At 69.3% G+C, this 24,154-nt stretch carries 24 protein-coding genes; 13 read left to right on the plus strand and 11 right to left on the minus strand.

Translation table 11 applies throughout. The annotated features are described in order from the left end of the window. Positions 1-63: 63 nt before the first annotated feature. From GSE44_RS10120 to GSE44_RS10140, 5 genes are all read left to right on the plus strand, one after another. The gene (locus tag GSE44_RS10120) at positions 64-609 is read left to right on the plus strand and encodes a MarR family winged helix-turn-helix transcriptional regulator (RefSeq protein WP_235924697.1); all 546 of its coding nucleotides are present in this window, start codon (positions 64-66) and stop codon (positions 607-609) included. Beyond that, entirely contained in the window at positions 609-2,222 is a 1,614-nt protein-coding gene (mdlC, locus tag GSE44_RS10125; RefSeq protein ID WP_159348675.1) for a benzoylformate decarboxylase, read from the plus strand. The genes GSE44_RS10120 and mdlC overlap by 1 nt, the downstream gene beginning before the upstream one ends. A 10-nt stretch (positions 2,223-2,232) precedes the next feature. Then, positions 2,233-3,729 carry an aldehyde dehydrogenase gene (locus GSE44_RS10130; protein ID WP_159348676.1) on the plus strand — a complete coding sequence of 499 codons (1,497 nt, stop codon included), beginning with the start codon at positions 2,233-2,235 and terminating at the stop codon, positions 3,727-3,729. A 134-nt stretch (positions 3,730-3,863) separates the two neighbouring features. Beyond that, positions 3,864-4,142, plus strand: a complete 279-nt coding sequence (locus GSE44_RS10135) for a P-loop NTPase family protein (protein WP_159348677.1) — start codon at positions 3,864-3,866, stop codon at positions 4,140-4,142. Further along, positions 4,139-5,125: a Bug family tripartite tricarboxylate transporter substrate binding protein gene (locus GSE44_RS10140; protein WP_159348678.1), complete on the plus strand. Its 987-nt coding sequence runs from the start codon at positions 4,139-4,141 to the stop codon at positions 5,123-5,125. Before GSE44_RS10135 ends, GSE44_RS10140 begins: the two co-directional genes overlap by 4 nt. A gap of 86 nt (positions 5,126-5,211) precedes the next feature. Here the strand turns inward: GSE44_RS10140 and GSE44_RS10145 are convergent, their stop codons facing one another. The 6 genes from GSE44_RS10145 to GSE44_RS10170 all read right to left on the minus strand — a co-directional run bounded on the left by GSE44_RS10145 (position 5,212) and on the right by GSE44_RS10170 (position 11,768). Beyond that, positions 5,212-7,467, minus strand: coding sequence for a N,N-dimethylformamidase beta subunit family domain-containing protein (locus tag GSE44_RS10145; protein WP_159348679.1), 2,256 nt, complete (start codon positions 7,465-7,467; stop codon positions 5,212-5,214). After that, positions 7,464-7,811: a hypothetical protein gene (locus GSE44_RS10150; protein WP_159348680.1), complete on the minus strand. Its 348-nt coding sequence runs from the start codon at positions 7,809-7,811 to the stop codon at positions 7,464-7,466. Before GSE44_RS10150 ends, GSE44_RS10145 begins: the two co-directional genes overlap by 4 nt. A 70-nt stretch (positions 7,812-7,881) precedes the next feature. Then, positions 7,882-8,937, minus strand: coding sequence for an extracellular solute-binding protein (locus tag GSE44_RS10155; protein WP_159348681.1), 1,056 nt, complete (start codon positions 8,935-8,937; stop codon positions 7,882-7,884). Between the two features lie 37 nt (positions 8,938-8,974). Beyond that, a complete protein-coding gene (locus GSE44_RS10160) occupies positions 8,975-9,808 on the minus strand; it encodes an ABC transporter permease (protein WP_235924698.1) in 834 nt (277 codons plus the stop codon). Beyond that, positions 9,805-10,674 (minus strand): ABC transporter permease, encoded by an 870-nt coding sequence (locus tag GSE44_RS10165; protein WP_159348682.1) that lies wholly within the window; start codon positions 10,672-10,674, stop codon positions 9,805-9,807. The genes GSE44_RS10160 and GSE44_RS10165 overlap by 4 nt, the downstream gene beginning before the upstream one ends. Beyond that, positions 10,671-11,768, minus strand: coding sequence for an ABC transporter ATP-binding protein (locus tag GSE44_RS10170; RefSeq protein ID WP_201306015.1), 1,098 nt, complete (start codon positions 11,766-11,768; stop codon positions 10,671-10,673). The genes GSE44_RS10165 and GSE44_RS10170 overlap by 4 nt, the downstream gene beginning before the upstream one ends. A gap of 142 nt (positions 11,769-11,910) precedes the next feature. Between GSE44_RS10170 and GSE44_RS10175 the strand changes: the two genes are divergently transcribed. Continuing rightward, positions 11,911-12,720 (plus strand): shikimate dehydrogenase family protein, encoded by an 810-nt coding sequence (locus GSE44_RS10175; RefSeq protein WP_159348684.1) that lies wholly within the window; start codon positions 11,911-11,913, stop codon positions 12,718-12,720. A gap of 98 nt (positions 12,721-12,818) precedes the next feature. Here GSE44_RS10175 and GSE44_RS10180 read toward each other — a convergent pair whose 3' ends face one another. Genes GSE44_RS10180 through GSE44_RS10200 form a run of 5 tightly spaced genes read right to left on the minus strand, consistent with a single transcriptional unit; the run spans position 12,819 to position 17,810 of the window. Beyond that, positions 12,819-13,808: a Bug family tripartite tricarboxylate transporter substrate binding protein gene (locus GSE44_RS10180; RefSeq protein WP_159348685.1), complete on the minus strand. Its 990-nt coding sequence runs from the start codon at positions 13,806-13,808 to the stop codon at positions 12,819-12,821. Between the two features lie 35 nt (positions 13,809-13,843). Continuing rightward, entirely contained in the window at positions 13,844-14,845 is a 1,002-nt protein-coding gene (locus GSE44_RS10185; protein WP_159348686.1) for a transketolase family protein, read from the minus strand. 3 nt (positions 14,846-14,848) lie between these two features. Further along, positions 14,849-15,688 (minus strand): transketolase, encoded by an 840-nt coding sequence (locus GSE44_RS10190; RefSeq protein ID WP_159348687.1) that lies wholly within the window; start codon positions 15,686-15,688, stop codon positions 14,849-14,851. Then, positions 15,685-16,812, minus strand: a complete 1,128-nt coding sequence (locus GSE44_RS10195; protein ID WP_159348688.1) for a glycerol dehydrogenase — start codon at positions 16,810-16,812, stop codon at positions 15,685-15,687. The genes GSE44_RS10190 and GSE44_RS10195 overlap by 4 nt, the downstream gene beginning before the upstream one ends. Continuing rightward, positions 16,809-17,810, minus strand: coding sequence for a Gfo/Idh/MocA family protein (locus GSE44_RS10200; protein ID WP_159348689.1), 1,002 nt, complete (start codon positions 17,808-17,810; stop codon positions 16,809-16,811). Before GSE44_RS10200 ends, GSE44_RS10195 begins: the two co-directional genes overlap by 4 nt. A 207-nt stretch (positions 17,811-18,017) precedes the next feature. On the opposite strand from GSE44_RS10200, the gene GSE44_RS10205 reads away from it, so the two are divergent. The 7 genes from GSE44_RS10205 to GSE44_RS10235 are packed head-to-tail and all read left to right on the plus strand — an operon-like array spanning position 18,018 to position 24,153. Beyond that, a complete protein-coding gene (locus tag GSE44_RS10205; RefSeq protein WP_159348690.1) occupies positions 18,018-18,539 on the plus strand; it encodes an FAS1-like dehydratase domain-containing protein in 522 nt (173 codons plus the stop codon). Beyond that, positions 18,536-20,941 carry a CaiB/BaiF CoA-transferase family protein gene (locus GSE44_RS10210; protein WP_159348691.1) on the plus strand — a complete coding sequence of 802 codons (2,406 nt, stop codon included), beginning with the start codon at positions 18,536-18,538 and terminating at the stop codon, positions 20,939-20,941. The genes GSE44_RS10205 and GSE44_RS10210 overlap by 4 nt, the downstream gene beginning before the upstream one ends. Before the next feature lie 19 nt (positions 20,942-20,960). Next, positions 20,961-21,422 carry a MaoC family dehydratase gene (locus tag GSE44_RS10215; RefSeq protein WP_159348692.1) on the plus strand — a complete coding sequence of 154 codons (462 nt, stop codon included), beginning with the start codon at positions 20,961-20,963 and terminating at the stop codon, positions 21,420-21,422. A 13-nt stretch (positions 21,423-21,435) separates the two neighbouring features. Beyond that, entirely contained in the window at positions 21,436-21,924 is a 489-nt protein-coding gene (locus tag GSE44_RS10220) for an FAS1-like dehydratase domain-containing protein (protein WP_159348693.1), read from the plus strand. Continuing rightward, a complete protein-coding gene (locus GSE44_RS10225; RefSeq protein ID WP_159348694.1) occupies positions 21,921-22,460 on the plus strand; it encodes an FAS1-like dehydratase domain-containing protein in 540 nt (179 codons plus the stop codon). The genes GSE44_RS10220 and GSE44_RS10225 overlap by 4 nt, the downstream gene beginning before the upstream one ends. Before the next feature lie 11 nt (positions 22,461-22,471). After that, the gene (locus GSE44_RS10230) at positions 22,472-22,981 is read left to right on the plus strand and encodes a hotdog family protein (protein WP_201306016.1); all 510 of its coding nucleotides are present in this window, start codon (positions 22,472-22,474) and stop codon (positions 22,979-22,981) included. Continuing rightward, on the plus strand, positions 22,978-24,153 hold the full coding sequence (locus GSE44_RS10235; protein ID WP_159348695.1) for a CaiB/BaiF CoA transferase family protein: 1,176 nt from the start codon (positions 22,978-22,980) through the stop codon (positions 24,151-24,153). Before GSE44_RS10230 ends, GSE44_RS10235 begins: the two co-directional genes overlap by 4 nt. The last annotated feature ends 1 nt before the right edge of the window (position 24,154 follow it).

Here is a 24,154-nt window from a genome sequence, read left to right on the forward strand (position 1 = left end):
ATCCTACGATCCATACAAGGAAGGCGCCCAGCCCATGACGCGCCGGCAGGAGGAAGCCGTCACTTGGCCCAGCCATCGCGGGCAAATCCGCCGCGCGCCACTAACCAGACGAAAGCCCGCAGCAGCCAGGCTCCGGCGCTCCGCGTGCTGTCCGGCGGGCAGGGCCGGATCCGGCTCGGTCTGCTGAACGACACGCTCGGCTTCCACCTGCGCCTCGCGCAGGAAGCCTCCTTCGTGGCATTCGCGCGGCGCAGCGGCACTTCGGGACTGAAGCCGGGACATTTCGCCACGCTGGTGGTGATCCACGAAAATCCCGGCCTGTCCCAGACTGCCCTCGGCGCCGCGGTGGGGCGCGACAAGTCCACCCTCACCCCCAGGCTGACCGAGCTGGAGCAGCGCGGCCTGATCCGCCGCGACCGCGCGGCGACGGACCGGCGCAGCTATGCCCTCACCCTCACCCCTGCCGGGGAGGGGGCGCTGGCGGCGCTGGCGGCCCATGCCGCGGCCCATGATGCGGACCTGGACCGGCTGGTGGGCGCGGAGAACCGCGCCGCCTTTCTCGACACGCTGCGCCGCCTGATCGCGGGGCTGGAATCGGACGACAGATAATGGATGCCACCACGACCACCCGGACCACGGTGCGCGAGGCGACGCTCGACCTTCTTCGCGAGCTCGGCATGACGACGGTCTTCGGCAATCCGGGCTCGACCGAACTGCCTTTCCTCGATCGTTGGCCATCCGACTTCCATTATGTGCTCGGCCTGCAGGAAGCGAGCGTGCTGGGCATGGCCGATGGCTATGCCCGTGCCACCAGACGCTGCGCCTTCGTGAACCTGCATTCGGCCGCGGGGGTGGGGCACGCGCTCGGCAATCTCTTCACCGCCTACCGCAACGCCGCGCCGCTGGTCGTCACCGCGGGGCAGCAGACGCGCTCGCTCCTGCCCAACCTGCCCTTCCTCGGCGCCAGCGACGCCGCGCAATTCCCCAAGCCCTACGTCAAGTTCAGCATCGAGCCCGCGCGGGCCGAGGACGTGCCGGCGGCCATCGCTCAGGCGCATCGCATCGCCATGCAACGCCCCTATGGCCCCACCTTCGTCTCCATCCCCTCGGATGACTGGTCGGCGCCCTGCCAGCCCGTGGTGCCGCGCGCCTGGTTCCCCGACGCATCGCCCGATCCCGCCGCCCTGTCCGAGGCCGTGCGCGCCATCACCGCTGCCCGCCGCCCCGTGCTGGTGGTCGGGCCGGAGGTTGATGCGGAAGGCGCCGGCCCTGCGCTCGTTGCCCTCGCCGAGCGCATTGGCGCGCCGGTGCTGACCAGTCCCTTCTCCTCCCGCCTCTCCTTCCCCGAGGACCATCCGCTCTTTGCCGGCCACCTCCCGGCCTCGCCGCAATCCGTTTCCGATGCGCTGATCGCGCATGACCTGGTGCTGGTGATCGGCGCGCCCGTCTTCACCTTTCATGTGCCGGGCGACTGCGCCCTCTTCCGTTCCGGCATCCCCATCATCCAGATGACGACGGATGCGGAAGCCGCCTCCTCCGCCCCGGCTGGCACGGCGATCCTGGGCAGCCTGCACCTCGGCCTCCCGGCGCTGGCGGCCCTGCTGCCACCCGCGTCGCGCGCCCTGCCCGCGCCGCGCCCACGCCCGTCACCGCCAGCCGCGAGCACGCCCGTTACCGCGCCCTATGCGCTGCACCGGCTGCACGCCGCCATGCCGCAGGACGCCATCCTGGTGGAGGAGGCGCCCTCCCACCGCCCCGCCATGCACGCTCAGATGCCGATCCGGGAATGGGGAGGCTTCTTCACCATGGCGAGCGGCGGCCTCGGCTACGCGTTGCCCGCCGCTGTCGGTGTGGCGCTGGCCAACCCCGGACGCCGCGTGGCCTGCCTGATCGGCGACGGCTCCTTCATGTACTCGCCCCAGGCGCTCTGGACGGCAGTGCAGGAGAAGCTGCCGCTGGCCGTGATCGTGATGAACAATTCCGGCTATGGTGCCATGCGCTCCTTCTCCCGCGTGCTGCAGGTGCGCGATGCGCCGGGCATCGAGTTGCCGGGCATCGACTTCGTCTCGATCGCGCGCGGCATGGGCTGCGCCGCCCGCACTGCCGCCACGCCCGCGGAGCTGGACGCCGCCCTCACCGAGGCCATGGCGGCAAAGGGTCCGATGCTGGTGGAGGTGTCGCTCGACAACGGCGCCGTCGCCTCGCTCTACGACAAGCACTGAGGAGAACCGCATGCTCGACGTGCCCCTGATCATCGGCGAGGGCGAGCGCCCCGCCACCGGCTCGGCCACCTTCGAACGCCGCAACCCCATCAGCGGCGAGGTCGCCACCCGCGCCGCCGCCGCCACGGTGGCCGATGCGCAGGCCGCCTGCGATGCCGCTGCCGCCGCCTTCCCCGCCTGGTCGGCCCTCGGCCCCAATGCCCGCCGCGCCATCCTGCTGAAGGCCGCCGACGCGCTCGCCGCCAAGGCGCCCGACTTCATTCGCCTGATGGCGGAGGAGATCGGCGCGACCTCCGGCTGGGCCGGCTTCAACGTGCATCTCGCCGCCGGGATGCTGCGCGAAGCCGCCGCCATGACCACCCAGACCACGGGTGAGGTCATCCCCTCGGACAAGCCGGGCTGCCTTGCGATGTCCATCCGCGCGCCGGTGGGCGTGGTGTTGGGCATGGCACCATGGAATGCGCCGGTTATCCTGGGCGTGCGCGCCCTGGCCCTTCCGCTGGCCTGCGGCAACACCGTGGTGCTCAAGGCCAGCGAGACCTGCCCGGGCACACACAGCCTGATCGCACGGGCCCTGCGCGACGGCGGCGTACCGCCGGGCGTGGTGAATGTCGTGACCCATTCCGCCGGGGACGCGCCCGCGGTGGTGGAGGCGATGATCGCCCATAAGGCCGTGCGCCGCGTGAACTTCACCGGCTCGACCAAGGTGGGGCGGATCGTGGCCATGCATGCCGCGAAGCACCTGAAGCCCGTGCTGCTGGAGCTCGGCGGCAAGGCCCCCATGATCGTGCTGGCGGATGCCGACCTGGAGGAAGCCGTGAAGGCTGCTGCCTTCGGTGCCTTCATGAACCAGGGCCAGATCTGCATGTCCACCGAGCGGCTGGTGGTGGTGGAGAGCGTGGCCGATGCCTTCGTGAAGAAGCTCGCGGATTTCGTGGCCACCCTGCCGGTGGGGGATCCGCGCACCGGCACCGTCTTCCTCGGTTCCGTGGTGGACGAAGCCTCCGCCGCCAAGGTGGAGACACTGATCGCCGATGCCACCTCCAAGGGAGCGAAGCTCTTCGGCGGCGGCGAGCGCAAGGGCACGATCATGCCCGCCGCCATCGTCGACCGCGTGACACCCGAGATGGCACTGTATTCGGAAGAGTCTTTCGGCCCCGTCGTCGCCATGATCCGCGTGAAGGATGCGGAGGAGGCGCTGCGCGTCGCCAATGATTCCGAGTACGGGCTTTCCGCCGCGATTTTCACGAAGGATGTCGCGCGCGGCATCGCCCTCGCCCAGCGCATCGAGAGCGGCATCTGTCATGTCAACGGCCCCACCGTGCATGACGAGGCACAGATGCCTTTTGGCGGCGTGAAGTCCAGCGGCTACGGCCGCTTCGGCGGCCGTGCGGGCATCGCGGAATTTACGGAGCTTCGCTGGATCACGGTGGAAACGCAGCCCGGGCAGTACCCCTTCCCGCCGGCGGCGAAGTCACCACCACCCGCGACGCCCGGCGCGCATTAGCAGCCACGACCGCTCGGGGGAGGAAACACAAAAAATGAACATCACCATCACCCGCCGGGCGGCGCCTGCTATCCATGCCTAGGTCGCGCCATCCGCGGTGCGCATCGGTCACGCCACTTTCAGGACCGGCCCCAATGCTGGCGGCGGCGCCATCACCACCTCCCCAATTACGAGACATGGGTAAGGGAGGTGAAGGCCGCTTGCGGGTTGCGCCTGCCATCGGCCGCGCGCCCATGGCTGGGGAACTGTTCCGCACGCTGACGCGCATCCACGCAAGCGGCACCGGCATCCTGCTGGTGAAGCAGAACGCTCGCCGCAGCCTCGTCATCGCTGATCGCGAAATCCTGTTGGAAGGCAGGCACATCGTCGGCGGCAGATGCCGCATGAACATCAAGGGAGAGCCGACGCCATGAAGCACTGCATCCAACGCCGCACCCTACTGGGCGCCAGCCTGGCCCTCGCCGCTCCCGCTGCGGCACACGCCCAGGGCAACGCCCCTTGGCCGACCAAGCCAGTACGCATCATCGTTCCCTTCCCGCCGGGTGGCCTCGTCGACACGCTGGCGCGCTCCGTCTCGCAATCCCTCGCGACCCGCCTTGGCCAGCCCTGCGTGGTGGACAACCGCGCCGGCGCGGGCGGCAATATCGGCGCCGACCTTGTCGCCAAAGCAGCGCCCGACGGCTACACGCTGCTCGCCTCCTCCATGGGGCCGCTGGCGGTGAACCAGTTCATCTATGCCGCCATGCCCTATGACACCAACGCAGCCTTCGCGCCGATTACCCTGCTGGCTGCCACGCCAAAGGTGGTCTGCGTCGCCAATGCGCGTCCCTGGCAGAATCTCGGCGCGCTGGTGGCGGCTGCGAAGGAACAGCCGGGGCAGCTCACCGCGGGCTCGGCTGGCTCCGGCAGCAGCCTCCACCTGGCGCTGGAACTGTTCAAGGACGCGACCGGCACCGAGATCCAGCACGTCCCCTATCGTGGCGCGGCGCCGGCGATCACGGACCTCATCGCCGGCAATATCGACATGATCATCGACAATGTGCCGAACATTCTCGGCCATATCCGCGGCAACGCTGTGCGTCCGCTGGCCGTGGCCACCGAGCAGCGGCTTCCGCAGCTGCCGGATGTTCCCACCACCGCCGAGGCCGGGGTGTCCGGCTTCATCTTCGGCACCTCCTTCGGCATGGCCGCCCCGGCCGGCACGCCGCCCGCCATCATTGCCGCCGTGGCCGATGCCGTGGCCGCGGCCCTGCGCGATCCGGCCATCGGCGGGAGGCTCGTGGAACAGGGCACGATCCTCGGCGGCCAGGGCCCGCATGCTTTCGCCGCGCTGATCGAGAACGAGAAGAAGACGTTGGAGCCGGTGATCAAGCGCGCCGGCATTCGGGCGGAGTGAATCGAAGGAAGGCCGGGGGAGGTATCCCCCCCGGACCCCCTTCTATTTCTGTCTGGTAGGTTGGGGCACCAGGTGGGGAGGTTCGTTCAGGCGTCGAAGCCGTCGAAGGGCGCCGGGTCCAGGAAGCGGCGCAGCACGTTGCCCGTCAGTCGGCTCACCGAGTTCTCGTAGGCAGCGCAGGAAAGCGCGCAGGCCCAGGCGATCGAGCCGGTGGAGAAGACGGCACCACCGCGAGACGTGGGAAAGAAGGCAATATCCGCCCGCACCCGCGCATTCTGGTCGCCCATTGCGCCCCGATGCAGCGTCCTCAACTCCTCAAGCGTGGGCACGCCGCCGTAGCCGAGCTGATCGGCGGTGGCGAGCCAGAGCAGATGCGGCGGCGATCCGAGGGTCGGCTCCACCCGGTCCACCTCCAGCCCGGCCGCGCCGCCACCACGCAAGCCGAAATCCCCAAGCGGCGCATCGAGATCCAGCCCCTCCACGGCCCAGGCAACGCGCGGGTCCCGCGCCGCATCGAGCCAGCGATAGGGGTAGGAGCGCGTGAAGACCTGCGCGTCGAAGCCCACCCCCACCAGCCGCTGCGGCGGGCGCCCGTTGCTGCGCCACAACCCGGAAGGCTCGCCGGTGAAGGAGAGCGCGTTCTCCCCAGCCTCGCCTTCCCAGGTGCGCAGGCCGTTCATGCCACGGCGGATCTCTATCGTGTGCGGCTGCTCTGGATGCCAGCCGATCCGCCAGTAGAAGCCGTTGCCGCCAAGATAGATGTGCCGCCCGCCGCCGCGCTGATAGGCGTCGAAGGCCTCAATCATCTGCCGGCTGAAATACTCGGGATGCGAACCGGTGATGACGCATGCATAGGGTGCCAGCGCCTGGGCGCCATGCCGATGGATGTCGTGATCGGCGATGATGTCATAATCCTGGCCGGTCTGCTCCAGCCAATCGATGATGTGGGTGTCATTGCCGTAGTTGAAGGTCGCACCGCGCGGCCGCATGTTGATGATCGGGCGCTTCGCGGAGGAATAGCACCAGCCGCTGCCATCACTGTGCGTGTCATAGGTGGACAGGCCGAGTTCCCGGTGCTCCTGCAGATACACGTCGTCGCGCGAGAGCGCGATCACCCCTTCCAGCATCGCCTCCGCATGCACCTGGTCCAGCCGCAGCGCGCTGTTGGCATAGGCGAGGAAGGTGGCGGTGCTGGCGACAAAGGCCAGCTTCGATCGCGGCTTGCCCAGCGGCGCCCGCACGAAGAAGGCGACGAAGCTCTCCACCGGATCATCGCTGCCCTCCCGCGCGCGCAGGCGCAGCGCGTAGAAGCCGCTGCGCCAGTCGGGCGGGACGGTGAAGCGCAGGTCGGGCGACCAGCCCGCGTCGTTCATGTCGTCGCTGTGGAAATGGATAGCACCGTAAAGCTCCGGCGCCTCCGTCCACTGCACCGTTCGCCCATCCCAGTTTGCGCCGGTGACGGCGCGCATCGGAAGTTGGCGCAACACGCCATCCAACCGGTTCGCGGAGACGTCCTGCACCCGGTCCGTCGAAATGCCCATGGAAAAGTCCCAGGCCGCGATCAGATCCGGCTGCGACGGCACCGGCGCCAGTGTCTCCACCGAGGCCCGCAGAGACGCCGCGTCCAGCGCCCCGGCGTGAAGCCGCGGGCGGTCGATCTTGCCGTCGAAATGCCCGGCGGTGCGGGGCGCCTCCCCGGCCTCCACCGCATGCGCCGCTATCACCAGCGCCGTCTCGCCTGGCCATCCGAATTCGCGCGGCCCCTCAGCGCTCGCGGCGCCGCTTGTGTCGCGCCCCGCTTGCGGGTCCAGGCTCGCCTGCACCACGGTCATCCACCCCGCCGCCGCATCCAGCATACCGCCGACGAAGATCCACTCACGCTCGATCACCGGCCGCGGCGCCGTGGCGCGCCAGTGCCGGCCTTGCCCGCGGAGCACGAATTCCAGCCGCCCCTTGGCATCCAGCCCCAGGCGCCAGCCTTCGCCCGTGTCGTCGCGCCAGCGGGAGATGATGGTCTGCGGGCCGGCCAGCGGGGCCGTGGGTAAGATGTAGCAGGCCACGGAGAAGGAGCCACTCCGGTTCAGCGCCGGCGCATCCGGCACCACGGCGCAAGATCCCGGCCGGATCGGCTGATGGCGCAGCGTGACGGAGCCATCCAGCGGGCAGCCCGGCTGCTCGAAGCGCAGCCCGGGCCCGGATGGGTCCGGATCGGCGCAGCGCACGCGCAGCAGCGTCGCCTCGGCTCGCTCCAGTGTCGCGCTGGACAGGTGGAATACCACCTCCTCACCCGGCGAGACGACGAGGGGCCACGCATAGCCCAGGACGGCAGTGGTGTCGGTCATTCGGGCTTGCTCTCGGCATCCTCAAGGCGCTGGCCCGTCAGCGCTTCCCAGCGCAGGGCGAAGACCGCCCACTCGGCCTCTGCCAAGTCGGTGAAGACGTGGTTGGGGAAGGTTTCGATCGGCAGGCCGCGCTTTCCGGGCATACGGCCCAGCATCCAGCGCCGGTTCGGCTCCAGCACGATCAGCACGTAGCGCCGCCCTACGCCAGACCAGCGCATGCGGTGCAGCAGCTTCTGCAACTCGTCACTATGCGGCCCGCGCGGCTTGGCGCGGAATTCCTTGACGAGATCGAGGCGACCAGGATCGACCGGCCAATGCGCCGCCTCGGGATCATTCACCAGCATCTATCGGCATTCTCGGAAAATGGGGTCCGCGGAAGGCGGGCCGGGATCACTCCCGGCCCCGCCGATCGGCTCAGCGCGTCAGCCAGGTGACCCAGCGCTCGCGCATTGCGTTGCGGTTCGCCGCGATCCACTCGTAATCCGCGACGATCAGCTTCTCCCAATTCTCTGGCCAGGAGGCGCGGTAGCGACGCTCCTCCTGCGGCACGAGGTTCGGTGTCTCGCGGTTGTTCGAATCAAAAGATACCTTCCCGCTGAAGGCGAGATGCTCCTGCGGATTTTGCACGAAGAAGTCGAGGAAGCGCATCGCGTTCTGCGTGTTCGGCCCGCCCTTCAACACCGCCCAGTTGCCTACGTCGCGGATCGCCTGGTTCCAGGTGAAGTCGAACTCGCCGCTCTTGGCGAGCGGTACGGATCGGCTGGAATACAGCATGGTCATCACGGCATCACCGCCACGCAGGATCTGCATCGAGTTGTCACCGCTTTTCCACCAGGCGGCCACATGCGGCTTGATCGTGTCCAGCTTGCGATAGGCGCGGTCTAGGTCCATCGGGAACAGCTTGTCCCGCGCCACCCCATCGGCCATCAGGGCGGCCAGCGGCACCCACCACTCGCGGTCGCCGGTATCCGGCAGGGCACGCGGGCCGGGGAAGCGCTGCATGTCAAAGAAATCCGCCCAGGAGGCGGGGCCGCCATTGGGGAAGGCCTTCTTGCTCCAGCTCAGCGTCATCCCGCCGGCGGTGCGGATGATGCCGGTGGGGAAGCAGCCGTTCGGCAGGGCATTCGCCGTCATGGCGGGGGTGTTGCAGTCGATCGGCTGCAGGATGTCGGCGTGCTGGATCAGGTCCGGCGGCGTCGCCGTCACCACGTCGAAGGGGATGTTGCCGCTGCGCTGCCCGGCGCGGGCACGCGCCCATTGGTCCGGCAGCTCGATCGGCACGGAGCGGACGCGGATGCCCACCTCCTGCTCGAAGCGCTTGTAGAAATGCTCCTGCAGGCTGCGTTCCATCAGCCCGCCCGTCGCCGCGACGATAACCTCACCCGATCCGCGCTGCGCCAGAGCGGGGCGCCCGATGGCCAGCGACCCCACGCCCAGCCCGGAGGCCGCGAGGAGGCTTCTCCTGTTCACGCCCATTCCCTGTCTCCCTGGATCGTCGTTGGATGCATCACGGCTCAACACCCTGCCTGGCCGCCGCCCGCGCTCGCCGCTCCATGCCGCGCTTGAGCGCATAGCCCAGGAGCAGCGCCGCGATGGTCAACAGGGTCAGCATGGTGGCCACGGCGGCGAGGGTGGGCGAGATGTTGTAGTCGATGTCCTCAAACATCTTGCGCGGCAGTGTCTTGCGGTCGAGGTCGGAGATGAAGAAGGACACCACCGCCTCGTCGAAGGAAATCACGAAGGCGAAAAGCGCGGCGGAGACCAGGCCGGGGGCGATCAGCGGCAGCGTGACGTAGCGGAACACCCGGAAGCCCCCGGCCCCGCAGGATAGCGCCGCCCGCTCCAGCTCCGCATCGAAGCGGTAGAGCGCGGCAAGGACGGTGAACACCACGAAGGGCAGCGCCAGCACCGTATGAGCCATGGCGAAGCCCAGCAGCGTCCCGGTCAGTCGCAACTGCTCGAACACCAGGAACATGGCCACCGCCAGCGCGATATGCGGCACGATTACTGGCCCAATCACCAGCAGCTCGACCAGCCCCTTTCCCGGCAGCCGCCCGCGCACCAGGGCAAGGGAGAGCATGGTGCCGATCACCGTGGCGCAGACGGCGGAGATCACCCCCGCCTCCGCACTGAACAGGGTGGCGCGCACCCATTCGGCATCCTGGAAGTACTCGGCATACCAGCGCATCGAGAATCCCTTGGGTGGGAAGCTCAGCAGCCGCTCCGGCCCCACCGACATGGGCGCGATGATCAGCGTCGGCAGTAGCAGGAACACGGTCACGGCATAGGCGGCGGCATTCACCGCCATCCGCCCGGCGCGGTTGCCCCGCGCCGCGCTCATGCGGACCCCACGAAGCGGTCCAGTCGCACGGCGCGCTTGAAGACCAGCGTCAGCGCCAGGACGAAGATCAGCAGGATGCCTACCAGGGCCCCGGCGAAGGGCCAGTCCAGCATCTCTCGCACCTGTTGGGAAACCAGCGTCGCGATCATCATCTGCTGCGGCCCGCCGATCAGCGCCGGCGTCACGAAGAAGCCCAGCGCCAGCAGGAAGACCATCAGGCAGCCCGAGGTGACGCCCGGCAAGGCCAGGGGCCAGATCACCTCGCGGAAGCTGCCCCAGGCGGAGGCGCCGAGCATCTGCGCGGCCCGCACGTAATCCTCGGGGATGCCCTTCAGCGCCGAGTAGATCGGCAGCACCATGAAGGGCAGCAGCACATGCGCCATGGCGAGCACCACCGCACCCTCGGTGTAGAGCAGGCGCATCGGCGCATCGATCACCCCCGCCTCCTGCAGCAGCTGGTTCAACACGCCATTGCGCTGCAGCAGCACCATCCAGGCATAGGTGCGCACCAGCACCGAGGTCCAAAGAGGAAGCAGCACCGCCGCCGCCAGCAGGGCGAGCCCTAACCCGCGGCTGCGCGACATCACCCAGGCCAGCGGCCAGGCGAGGATCAGCGCTGCCACGGTGACAAGGACCGCCACCCTCAGCGTGCGCAGCATCACCCGCAGATAGACCGGCTCGCCAAAGGCGCGGGCGTAATGCTCCACCGTGGGTGCCGGCACGAACAGGCTTTCATGCAGCAACGTGGCCAGCGGCAGCAGGAACACGACCGCGATCAGCAGCAGGAAGGGCGCGGCCAGCAACAGGCTCGCCGCCGGGCTGTAGTTCCGGCCACCCAACAGGAAGCGCGGGGGACGCCGGCTCATGATGCGGCCACGAAGGCACGGGCATCGGCCGGCTGCCAGCTGAGGCGGACCGGCTCGCCTTCGCGCGGCTCATGCAGGCCGGCGCCCGCAGGAATCCGCGCGCGCAGCGACTGCCCGCCCTCGCCCTCCAGCAGCAGCGTGGTCGCGTTTCCGGCATAGATCGCCTCGCTCACCCGGGCCGCCATCCCCTCGGCGCCGACAGGCCCGACGCGAAGCCGCTCCGGCCGCAGTGCCACCCGGATCCGCCCGCCGGCGGGCAGGGCCTGGGCCGCGACCGCCTGCATCCGCCCGCCGCCATCCAGCGCGACGGAAACCGCCTCGCCGGGCATGGCCGCAGCGTGCAGCGTGCCTTCGCAGAAATTCGTCTCGCCGATGAAGCCGGCGACGAAGCCAGTCTCCGGCGCTTCATAGAGCGCCCGCGGGGCCCCAAGCTGCTGCAGCCGCCCCTGGTCCAGCACCGCCACCCGGTCCGCCATGGTTAGCGCCTCGGTCTGGTCATGGGTGACGAAGATGACGGTGATGCCGATCTCACGCTGCAGATGCTTGATCTCGATCTGCATCTCCTCGCGCAGGTTCTTGTCCAGCGCGGAGAGGGGCTCGTCCATCAGCAGCACGCGCGGCTGATAGACAATGGCGCGCGCGATCGCCACGCGCTGCTGCTGCCCACCTGAAAGCTGCGCCGGCCGCCGCTCCCCCATCTGTCCCAGCCGCACTGTGTGCAGGGCCGCACGCGCACGCTCCTCCCGCTCCGCGCGGCCGACGCCACGCATCTTCAGCGGAAAGGCGATGTTCTCGAGCACGCTCATGTGCGGGAAGAGCGTATATTTCTGGAAGACCATCCCCAGATTCCGCTTGTTCGGCGGCGACCAGGTCACGTCTTCCCCGCCGATCAGGACCTGTCCTTCATCCGGGTATTCGAATCCGGCGATGGACATCAGGATGGTGGTCTTGCCGGATCCCGAGGGGCCGAGCAACGCCAGGAACTCGCCGGAGCTGACCTCCAGCGACACATGGTCCACGGCGTACAAGGGGCCATACCGCTTCACCAGCCCCCGCAACTCAACACGGCCCTGCACCCCGTCCTGCAATCCCATCCGGCTCCCTCGGCACCACCCGCACATAGCCTATTTGATATATCGACTTCATCGCAAGCCGGTTCCAAATTCGCGGCCGGCGGGAGGGCGCGGCGGACCTCTCCCGGTGAGACGCCGTTACCCAGCCCTGAAGGAACCACCCATGGCCACCGACCCCATCCTGAAGCGCGTGACAGGCCGGACCAAGGTTATGTTCATCCTCGGTGATCCGGTGGCGCATATCATCGGCACCGCCATCCTCAACGAGGACTTCTTCCGGCACGGCGTGGACGCCACCGTTTCACCACTGCATGTCGCGCCGGCGGATCTCGGCACAGTGCTCGGGGCCATCCGCGCCATGCGCAACGTTGCCGGCTTCGGCGTGACCATCCCCCACAAGATCGAGGTGATCCGGCACCTGGACGGCACCACGCCGCGCGCCACCGGGATCGGCGCCGTCAACTTCGTGCGTCGCAACCCGGACGGTACTCTGCTCGGTGACAATGTGGACGGCATCGGCTTCGTCGCCGGCCTTTCCCGCAACGAAGTGGAGGTGGCGGGGCGGCGCGTGCTCCAGATCGGCGCTGGCGGCGCGGGGCGCGCCATCGCCTTCGCCCTGGCGGAGGCCGGTGCATCCCACATCGCCTTCGCCAACCGCACGGCCGGAAAGGCCCGCGCCCTGGCAGAGGCCGTCACCGCGGCTTATCCGGGATGCGGCACATCCCTTTCCGCTCCTGACACCGCGGGCTTCGACTTGGTGGTCAACACCACCTCCGTCGGCATGCAGGAAGGCGACGCCCTGCCCGCCGACCTGTCCCGCCTCGGCGCCAGCGCCGTGGTGGCCGATGTCATCATGGCGCCCGAGACGACGCCGCTTCTCGCCGAGGCAGCGCGCCGCGGCTGCCACATCATCCGCGGCAAGGAGATGCTGCTGGACCAGCCGCGCCTGGTGCGGGAGTTCCTGTCGCTCTGATGCGAGGCGAGCCTGTCAGCTTTGCAAGGCAGCCGGCGCGCATCCCGCCCGCGCCGGTCATCCCGGCGGCGGGCGAGTGCAAACGCCTGTAGGCGGCCCTATTGCGGATTGGACCGGTAGCCTGAGCGCTGCAGCAGCCCCTCCCAACGCTCGATCTCGGCGCTGACGAAGCGCTCGCATTCCTCCGGCGTCATTTGCGGAATGCGGTCCGTGCCGAGTTCGGTGAAACGCGCGCGCAGGCCAGGATCCGCGAGGGCGCGGGTGACCGATTGGTACACGGCCTGCCGCAGCGCGGGTGGCGTGGCGGAGGGAATCATCATCCCCATCCAAATGCTCATATCGGCGTCCACCCCGGCCTCGCGCAGAGTCGGCAGTTCCGGCGCCGAGGGGCTGCGCTGCGCCGTCGTCACGGCCAGCGCCCGCGCCTGGCCGCCACGCGTGGTGCTGAGCGAGGTGGAGCTGGCATCGAACAGCATGGCGATGCGCCCGGCCGCAAGGTCGAGCGTCGCCGGCGCGCCACCGCGATAGGGGATTTCGTTCATCTTCAGGCCTGAGGCATGAAGGAACATCAGTGCGGTCAGGCCGTTTGTGCCGCCGGTGCCGGTGCTCCCGTAATCGTAGCGACCAGGATTCGCCCGCACGAGTGAGACGAATTCCTGCAGGCTCTTCGCCGGGAAGTTGTTCGCCGCCATCATGATCATCGGCGCCTCGGACACGATGGCGACCGGCGACAGCGCCTGCCGGATATCCAGCGAGGGGTTCGGCGCGATCAGGCGCAGCACGGAATGGCCGGTATTGGTGAACAGGATGGTGTGGCCATCCGGCGCGGAGCGGGCCACGGCCTCCGCGCCCACCATGCCGCCCGCTCCAGCCCGGTTCTCCACCAGGACGGTCTGCGGCATCTGTGCCGTCATGGTCGCGGCGAGCACCCGCGCGACCACATCCGTCCCGCCGCCAGGCGCGTAGGGCACGATGATGCGGACGGGGCGTTCCGGGAAGGATTGCGCCGCCGCCGGCCCGGCCAGCGCCCCGGTCAGCGCCACGGCCAATGCCGCGCCGAACGGGCGCCGCCTGATTGCCTTTGCCATCTTTCTTTTCCTCCCTCGCACGCTTGGCCTGTCGCTCAGGGCACCGGAGACATCCCCCGGTTCCTGGCGGACAGGGTGGCGAAGCGTCCTGCGATGGCGCCCGCCGAAAGCCCGTATTTGTCGAAGAGGAAGGGCGCTCCAGCACCTTCCGCGAAGACGTCCTCCACGCCCAGCCGCCCGAAGGGGAGCGCGTGGCCCGATTCCGCGATCACCTCCGCGACGGCCGAGCCGAGGCCGCCGACCACGGAGTGGTTCTCGGCGACCAGCATCGGCTTGCCCTCGCCGGCAAGCTCCGCCACCAGCGCAACGTCCAGTGGCTTGATGGTGGGTAGGTTGACCAGCCCGGCCTCGATGCCCTGCTCTGCCAGCATCTCCATCGCCTCCAGCGCCAGCGTCACCATCACCCCGCTCGCCAGAATCCAGCCATCCCGGCCGCGCCGCACCACCTGGCCCTTGCCGATGGGCGGGCATGTCTCCGCGGTGAACAGCAGCGGCAGGTCGCCGCGCTTGATCCGCATGTAGGCTGGCCCGTCATGCGCCACGAGGGCTGCCAGCATCGGCGCGACATGCGTGGCGCAGGCCGGCTCCATCACCACCATGCCCGGCAGCGCGCGCATCATCGCCACGTCGTCCGTTGCCTGATGCGTCGGCCCGCCGGGCGAGGTAAGGCCGGGCATGAAGCCCACCAGCTTCACATTGGCACGCGGATAGGCGATCTGCAGCGTCACCTGGTCGAAGGACCGGCGGGAGGCAAAGACGCCGAAGGTGTTGACGAAGGGAATGTCCCCCGTGCGCGCCATGCCAGAGGCGACGCACATCAGGTTGGCCTCCGCCACACCCAGGTTAAAGAAGCGATCCGGCAGGCGGTCCCGGAACAGGTCGGTCTCGGTGGGTCCGGTCAGGTCGGCGCCGAGGCAGACGATGCGCGGATCGGCCTCCGCCAGCGCCAGCAGCGCGCGGCCATAGGCCTTGCTCGCTATGGGCGTGCTCTCGCGCCAGACGGCACCGGATTTCGCGATGGTGACGGGTGCGCGCATGACTCAGCCCTCCAGCTCGGCCAGGGCCTGCGCGGCCAGTTCGGGCGGCAGCTTGGCGAAATGACTCTTGCGCCCTTCCAGCGCCGAGACGCCGCGCCCCGGCCGCGTATCGGCCACCAGCACGGTGGGACCTGCGCCATGGGCCCGGGCGGATACGAAAGCCGCGAGCAGGGCATCCAGGTCATGTCCATCCAGCGCGATGGTGTTCCAGCCGAAGGCGCGCCACTTGGCTGCGATGTCGCCCATGTTCATTACGCTGGTTGTCGCGCCATCCACCTGCATGTCGTTGACATCGACGATGGCGCAGAGATTGGACAGGCCGAAGTTCACCGCCGACATCGCGGCCTCCCAGGTGGAACCCTCCTGCATCTCGCCATCGCCAATCAGCACATAGACGCGGCTGGCGCTGCCGTGCCTGCGAAGCGAAAGCCCCATTCCGACGCCCACCGATAGCCCCATGCCGAGCGAGCCGCAGGTCGCCTCCACCCCCGGCAGGCGCTCGGAGGCGATGATCTCCATCGGGCTGCCGTCGGTGCCGTATTGCGCCAGCTCCTGCACCGGCATCACGCCGCGCTCAGCCAGTGCGGCGAAGAGGCCGACGCCGTAATGTGCCGGGGAGAGGATGAAGCGGTCGCGTCCCTCCCAGCCCGGATCATCCGGGTCATAGGCCATCTCATGGAAGTACAGTGCGGCAAGGATGTCGGCCGCGCCGAGGCCCTGGCCCGCATAGCCCTCCCCGATGGGCGCGACCATGCGCACGACATGGCGGCGCAGGCGGCGCGCCTTTTCGGCCAGGGCGGTGGCGTCGAGCGCAAGGCGGTGCGGGCTGGGAGCGCGGCTCATGCGGGTTCCTGGATGATGGTCGTGGCACCGGCGCGTGCTGCGCGGTCATCCACCGCGATCATGGCGTCGCGGATGGCGGCCGCCGTGAGCGGCGGCCCGGCGAGATGGGTGATATGCGGCGCGGTCAGGGTCGCCTCCGCAACGCGATTGAGCGTCGCGTCGTCCTCGGGCGAGAGACCGATCCCGGCCAGGCGCCGTGGCAGGCCGATGCGCGCATAGAAGGGCAGCAGCGCATCCAGCTGCGCCGCACCACCCGGCGTCAGCTGCAGCTGCACGAGCAGCCCAAAGGCTACCTGCTCCCCATGCGGGCAATGCGCGGATGCGGCCACGCGGGTGAAGCCGCGCGTCAGCGAATGCGCCAGCGACAGCCCGCCATTCTCGAAGCCGAGGCCACTCATCAGCACTACCGCCTCCACCGTGGCCTCGAAGGCATCGGTCAGGCGCCCGGCGGCAGCATCCTCCATCGCCTGCGGCGCGTGGCGGAACAGCGTTTCGAAGGCATAGCGGGCGATGACACCGCCAGTGCGGAGCGGCGGCGTGCCAAAGGGCGTCAGCCCATCCACCGCCGCGCAGCCTTCCGCCTCGAAGCGCTTGGTCAGCCCGTCTCCGATCCCGGCGCGGAGCAGGGCTGGGGGGGCGCGCAGCAGGATCTCCGTATCCACCAGCACGGCATCGGGATTGCGCGGCAGGCGCTCCACCCGATCCAGCGCACCATCCTCGCGATACATCACGAAGATCCGGCTTGTGGGCGAATCATTCGAGGCTGCGGTGGGCACCGTCACCACGGGCAGGCCGCGGCGCAAAGCCACCGCCTTGGCCGCATCGATCGACCGCCCGCCGCCAAGCCCGATGACGCATCCTGCCGTGGGCGGCAGGGCATCGTCGAGGCGCGCGACCGCCGCATCCGACACCTCGCCACGCAGCGCGGCGGACTCCATGCAAACACCTGCGCCGCGCAACGCCGATTCCACCGCCGGCCCGTGCAGCGGAAGCATGTCCGCATCGGCCACCAGCGCCGCATCCGCCGTGATGGCGCCAACGATGCCGCCGATCTCGCGCAGCGCGCCCGGCCCTTGCAGGTAGAAGCGCGGCCCGCCGAAGGCCCTGATGCGTTGTGTGCTCATGCCGGCACCACTTCCGCCGGCAGAGGGCGGCCGGCGAGCGCATAGGCTGCCTCGGTCAGTCGCATCACCGGCACCATGTCGTCGAGCCCGGTCAGTGGTGCCGTGCCGCGCCGCGCACGCTCCAGCACATCCCGCACGAAGACCGGATACTGGCCGACATTGGCGGTGTGCATGCGCAGGCTGCGGCGGGTGCCGTCGCGCGCGATCACCTCCACCGTCTCGGTATCGGGAACCACCATGTAGTGGCGCGGCGTCCGCAGCGCGAAGTGCAGGTCGAAATTGCTTGTCGGCGCGGGATAGAGATAGCCAGTTTCCACCATTGCCAGCGCGCCGCCAGGACCGGCAAAGGCGATGGCGCCGTAATCCTCCACCGCATGGCCCCAGGCGGCGTTGGAAAGGCTGGCCGCCGCCGGCCGCGCCGCCTCGCCCCAGAGCGCGTGGCAGATATCCACGAAGTGGACGCCGAGATTCAGCACGCAGCCGCCCCCGGCAAGCGACCGGTCGAGCATCCAATCGCAGCCCGCCTGCTGGTAGCGCGCCGCGAAGCCCGCGATGAAGCGGAAGGCCATGTGCTGCACGCCGCCATCCTCGGCCGCCATCTCGCCGATCAACCGGAAGAAGTCGCCATTGCGCAGGACCAGCGGCACGGCGGCGAAGGCGCCGCGCGCGGCCGCCAGGGCTGCGATGCGCTCCACCTCCCCCGTGTTCAGGCCGCAGGGCTTTTCGAGCGCGAAGGGAATGTCCTCGGCGATCAGGAACTCCGCCTGCGCGGCCATGTCGGCATGGCGGCCGAGTGCGAATACGAAATCCGGACGCTCGCGTCGGCACAGGGCACGGAAGTCGTGGTCGAAGGCGCAGCCGTAGCGCTCGCCCAGTGTCCGCGCCTTGCCAGGATCGGGGTCGCTCATCCCGGCGAGGACGAGACCAGGCAGCTGCAAGGCCGGCTCGAGATAGAGCGGAAGGTGCCAGTGCGACGCGCCGATGAACGCGATCCTCATGCCTTTGCTTGCCTCCCTGGGGCGACGAAGCGCGGCGCCCCACCGCGTTATCCCATGAAGGTTACAAAGTGTCGACATGAAAGGTTGCGAATGCCGCATCTCGGTGCTCATATTGCGGAAGTCGCCGCCAAGTGTGGACACTATAAAGGCGCCCGGGGACCCTGGTGAGGGGCCAGCACCGCGGGGCCGAAAGGAGGAAGCCGGCCAATGGACCTCATCACAGATGCGGCGCGCGCCTTGATCGGCACACGCTCCGACTGGGTGGAGGCCTGCCATCCCGTGGAGCCGAGCGAGTTGCGTCGCTTCTTCCAGGCCACCATGGACCCCAGCCCGCGCTACCGCAGCACGGCGGTGGACGGACGCTATGGCGGCCCAGTCGCGCCGCCGGGATTTCCCGTGCACGCCTTCCGCCGCCCGCCTTCGGATACGAAGGATCCGCTGGAGGGCATGGGCGACCCCGAATTCGACGGCGAGTCCCGCGTCTTCCGCCAGGGACTGCCGCGCATGCCCATTCCGCTGCAGGGCGTGCTGAACGGCGGATACGAATACGAGTTCCTCAGCTACGCACGGCCGGGCGAGGCGATCTATTGTCGCAGCGTCTATCGCGATCTCCGCCAGCGGCAGGGCCGTTCCGGCCCGATGGTGCTGGTGGTGATCGATGATGAATACGCGGCGGGTGCGGAGAAGCGGCCTCTGCTGCGCTCCACCAGCACGACCATCATCCGGTGAGCGGCGCGGCCGGCGGCGGCAATGGGCTACGTCCCCTGGCCGGGCTGCGCGCGCTGGAGCTCGGCAGCGGCGTCTCCCTCGCCTTCGCGGCGCGGCTGCTCGCGGATCTCGGCGCCGAGGTGCTGCGCCCGGCGCCCGCGGGCGAGGCACTCCGCCGTGCCGCTCCCCTCATCAAGGACCCTAACGGCACGCGGGACAGCGCGCTCTTCGTCTATCTGAATCACGGCAAGCGTCATCTGGAGCTCGACGCCGACACGCCGGAAGGCGCCCTGCGCCTCGCGGCCCTGGCGCGCGAGGCCGATCTCGTCCTCTGGTCACCGGATGAGGGCGGCACGGCCCTGGGCTCCTTGCTGCCCGCCCGCGACGACCCGACGCGCCGCCCCACGGTTGTGCTGACTGCCCATGGCCTCACGGGCCCTCGCGCCGGCGCGCCGGGCAATGCCTTCACCGCGCAGCATGGCGGCGGCCTGGCCTATCACCAGGCCTGCCCGGTGACCGATCCCGAGGCAGCCCCGCCGCTGGGCTGCGCGGACCGGGAGGCGGCGATGCTGGTCGGGCTGATCGCCGCCAATGCCGCGCTCTGCGCCGCGCTGGAGCCGCCGGGCGATGGCCCGGCCCCGTATCTCGACCTCTCCGCCGAGGATGCCTCCGCCTGGATGCTGGTGGACGCCCTGGCGGAGTTGCATGACGGCGTGCTGCCGCCTGGCCGGCGCCGGGTGAAGGGGCGGGAGATCACCATCGCCGGTGGCCTGGTCTGGCTGCTGCCCTGCGCGGACGGCACCATCCTCGTCTCCCCGCGCGAGGACCATCAATGGGCCCGCTGGGTGGCGCTGATGGGTGATCCGGACTGGGCAAAGGATCCGGCGCTCTGCGCGAGCCGCGCCGTCCGCACCGCCCATGCGCCGGAGCTGGGCCGACGCATGGCCGAATGGTCCATCCACGAACCGGCTCGATCCGTGTTCGAACGCGCGCAGGCGGCGCGCGTGGCCTGCTTCCCCGTCAGCACGGCGACGGACCTCGTCGCCAACCGGCAGCTCGCCAGCCGGCGCTTCTTCCGGCCGCTGGCGCGCGGGGATGGCGATGCCGTGCCCCTGCCCGGCCTGCCCTTCGCCATGCGCGACAGCGCCGGCGCGGCGCTGCCGCGCGGCGAGCCTGTGGCGATGCCAGCGGTGGAGCCGACCGGCAATGGCTTCTCCCCACGCCGCCTTGCCGCGCCCGCCCTGCGCGGTGCCTGCAGACACCTGCCGCTGGCCGGGCTGCGCGTGGTGGATTTCAGCTGGGTCGTCGCCGGACCAATGGCGACGAAGATGCTCGGCGCGCTGGGCGCCGAAATCATCAAGATCGAATCCACGCGCCGCCCTGAATTCGCGCATCGCAGCGGCTGGTTCGCCGTGGTGAACAACAACAAGCGCAGCTGCACGGTGGATATCACGACCACCGAGGGTCAGGGGCTGATCCGCGATCTCGTCGCCACCAGCGATGTGGTGGTGGAGAATTTCTCCTCCCGCGTGCTGCGCGGCAACAACCTCGGCTACGAAGACCTCGCCGCGGTGCGGCCAGAGCTGATTTATGTCTCGGCTTCCGGCCTGGGGCGGGAGGGACCGGAGCGGGACCTGCTCGCCTATGGCTCGCTGCTGCAGGCCTATAGCGGCCGCGTGGGTCTCATCGGCCGCGCGAACCCGGCGCTGGAAGCCATGGGCATTATGCCGGCCTGGACCGATCCGGTGACATCGCTTTGGGAATCCGTCGCCATCCTCGCGGCGCTGCGCCACCGCGCGGAGACGGGACGCGGGGCCTATATCGACCTCTCGATGCTGGAATCGACGGTGGCGCTGCTGCCGGATGCGCTGCTGCATGCCGGCCTCGGCCGCCCCGTCCCGCGCAACGGCAGCGCCGAGGATCTGGGGGGCGCACCCTCCGGCCTGTTCCGCTGTGCCGGAGATGACGATTGGCTGGCTCTTTCCGTTCCGGACGATGCCAGCTGGACCGGCCTCTGCCGTGCGATGGAACGCGGCGACTGGGCGGCGCTGCCCGCCCTCGCCCACGCCGAGGGCCGGATGGAGGCCCGCGACACGCTACACGCGGGCATCGCCGCCTGGTGCCGCACCCGCGGCGGCGAGGAGGCGGAAGCCGCGCTGCGTGGCCGTGGCGTGCCCGCCGCGCGGTCCCGCGGCATCCATGAGCTGGTGAAGGACCCGCATCTCGCCGCGCGCGGCCTCTTCCGTCAACTGCCGACAGGACAATGGAGCATCGCCTTGCCCTGGATGGGCGCCGATGGCTGGCGCGGCACGCTGGAGCCGCTGCCGGGGCTGGGTGCGGACAATGACTACGTCTTCGGAGATTTGCTGGGTCTTGCCGCCGCACGGCGCGAGGCGCTGGTCGAAGCAGGGGCAATCCGGTGAGCTGGAGGGAAAACGGAACATGCTGAAGGTCGAGACGCGCGAGCCGGAGGAACGGTTCTTCGAGGACTTCTCGGAAGGGCAGGAGCTTCCCACCGTCACCAAGGGCCCGATGATGGTCGGCGACCAGGTGCGCTGGGCCGGTGCCTGCGACAACTACGAATCCGAGTTCCACCACGACGAGTACGTGGCCAAGGCGCAGGGCCTTCCGGGCATCATCCTCTCCGGCCCGCTGATGGCCTCCCTCCTGATGACCACCGTGATGCAATGGATGGGCCGCGGCGCCCGGCTGGTGCGCTTCTTCGACCAGAATCGCGGCTCCACCATGCCGCGCGACCTTGCGCATCTGCAGGGCCGCATCCGCCGCACCTATGAGGAGGCCGGCAAGGCTTTCGTGGAGCTGGAATGCTGGATCACCAACCAGCGCGGCGAGATCACGACACCCGGCTCGGCGCTCGTCGAGCTGCCGCGCCGCGGCCGCTGAGGAGGGAAACGCCATGTCCGCCGTACAGACCGCCGATCCGCCCGCCGAGATCTCCGACGCCGAGGCCGAGCGCTACCTCCAGACCCTGATCGGCCCGATCGGCGAGGAGGTGACGACACTGGTGGAGCTGGGCGCCGTCCGCCGCATGGCGCTGGCCCTTGGGGACCTCGACCCGATCCATTTCGACGAGGCAGCCGCGAAGGCGCGCGGCTATCGCGGAATCGTCGCGCCCTGGCCGTTGCTCTGGCTCTATTTTTTCACCTGCACCGTCTACGAGCACGACTTCCCCTTCGGGAAGGCGACCGTCCACGGCCAGGACGACTACGAGTTCCACGAACCGGTCGTGGTGGGCGACCAACTCACCATCCGTACGGCTATGGTAGACGCAAAGCTGAAGCACGGCAAAACCGGGCGCCTGGGCCAGGTGGTTTCGGAGCGCCGCTTCACCAACCAGCGCGGCGAGCTCTGCGCCGTGCTCCGCACCACGCTGTTCCGCCGGTGAGCGCCGCGACCGGAACCCCGCCGGACTACATCACGCCGGCGGTGCGCGCGATCATCGGCGCGGAGGCCCCGCCGCTGGAGGCGCATCACCCCGTGGAGGCGAGCGAGGCGCGGCGCTTCCATCAGGCGCTGATGGATGACGCGCCGCGCTACTGGGACCCGGCCGCCGCCTCGCGCTATGGCGGCCCTGTGGCCCCAATCGGCTTCCCCGTGCACGCCATGCGCCGCGCGGAGGACGAGGCCGATCCGCTCGATGCCATGCAGCAGGGCGAGTATGATGGCGTGGATCGCCGCCTGCGCCCCGGCCTGCCGGAAGTGCAGGTGCCGCTGAAGCGCCTGATGAACGGCGGCTACGAATACGAGCTGTTCCGCTATGCCCGCCCGGGCGAGAGGATCCGCGTCCGCAGCCGCTACGCGGATATTTACCAGCGCAATGGCCGCACCGGCCCGATCGTCTTCGTGGTGATCGAGGATGATTACGAAACCGAGCATGGCGAGCGGCTGCTGCGCTCCACCAACACGATCATCCTGCGATGAGGCCGGAACCGATGAGCACGAGCACGATGGCCAGAGTGGGCGAAGGCGCCGTTTTCGACGATGTCGAGGTCGGGCAGGAAATCCCCACTCTGGTGAAGGGGCCGATGACCACGGCGCATATCATGCGCTGGTCGGCGGCCATGGAGAACTGGCACCGCATCCATTACGATTGGAAATACGCCACCGAGCATGACGGCCTGCCGGATGTGATGGTGAATGGCAGCTGGAAGCAGCATGTCATGATCCAGTTGCTGACGGATTGGGCCGGCGACACGGGCTGGCCCTGGAAGGTTGGCTTCCAGTTCCGCGGCATGAACGTGCCGGGTGACACGCTCACCGCCTGGGGCCGCGTCACTGCCAAGGAGGAGCGCGGACCCTACGGCGTGGTGGATCTCGAGATCGGGCTGCGCAGCCAGAAGGGGGAGGAGAGCACGCCCGGTACCGCGCGCGTCGTGCTGCCCCGCCGGGGCGGCCCACCCGTGCCCTATCCCTTCGATCCCGCCGTGCTGGGGACGGCATGAACGGCCACTCCCCCCTCTCACGCTTCACGGTGCTGGACCTCAGCCGCGTCCGCGCCGGACCGAATGCCGTCAAGCAGCTTTCCGACTGGGGCGCCGCCGTCATCAAGGTCGAGGGCCCCGGCGAGGATGACATGACCGGCGCTCGGGACGGTTCGGACTTCCAGAACCTCCACCGGAACAAGCGCTCCATCGTGCTCGACCTGAAGGCGCCGGAGGGGGTAGCGGTGGTGAAGCGTCTCGCCGCCCACGCCGATGTGGTGGTGGAGAATTTCCGGCCCGATGTGAAGCACCGCCTGGGTATCGGCTATGACGAGCTGCGCGCGGTGAATCCCCGCCTTGTCTACGCCTCCATCTCCGGCTTCGGACAGGATGGCCCCTATGCCGGCCGACCGGGCTTCGATCAGATCGCCCAGGCCATGGGCGGGCTGATGTCGGTGAACGGCGTACCCGGCCAGGGGCCGCTGCGCGCCGGCATTCCGGTGGCCGATCTCTGCTCCGGCCTCTTTGCCGCCATCGGCATCCTCATCGCGCTGCTGGACCGCGAGACGACCGGTGAGGGGCAATGGGTGCAGACCTCCCTGCTCCAGGCCCAGGTGGCGATGCTGGACTTCCAGGCGGTGAGCTGGCTGGTGGATGGCCGCATCTCCGGACAAACCGGCAATGACCATCCCTATATGACGCCGATGGGCGTCTACCCCGCGTCCGATGGCGGCATCGTCATCGGCGCCTCGGGCCAGGGGCAGTACCGCAAGTTTTGCGAGGCACTCAACGCCCCCACGCTCCTCGCCGATCCGCGCTTCGCCTCGGCGCCGGCACGGGTGGAGAACCGCACGGCCTTCAACGAGGCTGTCTCGGACATCACCCTCACGGCGCCCGCCGCGCATTGGGTCGCGGTGCTGAACGCCGCCGGCATCGCCTGCGGCCCGATCAACCGCATGGACCAGGTTTTCGCCGATCCACAGGTGCGGGCCTCGGGCGTCGTGCAACCCGTGGAGCATCCGCGACTGGGCCGGCTGGAACTGCTCGGCGCGCCGTTGACGCTGTCCGCCAGCGCCGCGCGCATCGAAACCCCGGCACCGGAAAAGGGCGAGCACACCGACATACTGCTGCGGGACGCCGGCTATTCGGATGCGGAGATCGCAGGATTGCGAGCGGAGGGCGTGGTCGCCTGAA

It is taken from the genome of Muricoccus harenae (assembly GCF_009848505.1).
GTDB lineage: Bacteria > Pseudomonadota > Alphaproteobacteria > Acetobacterales > Acetobacteraceae > Roseomonas > Roseomonas harenae.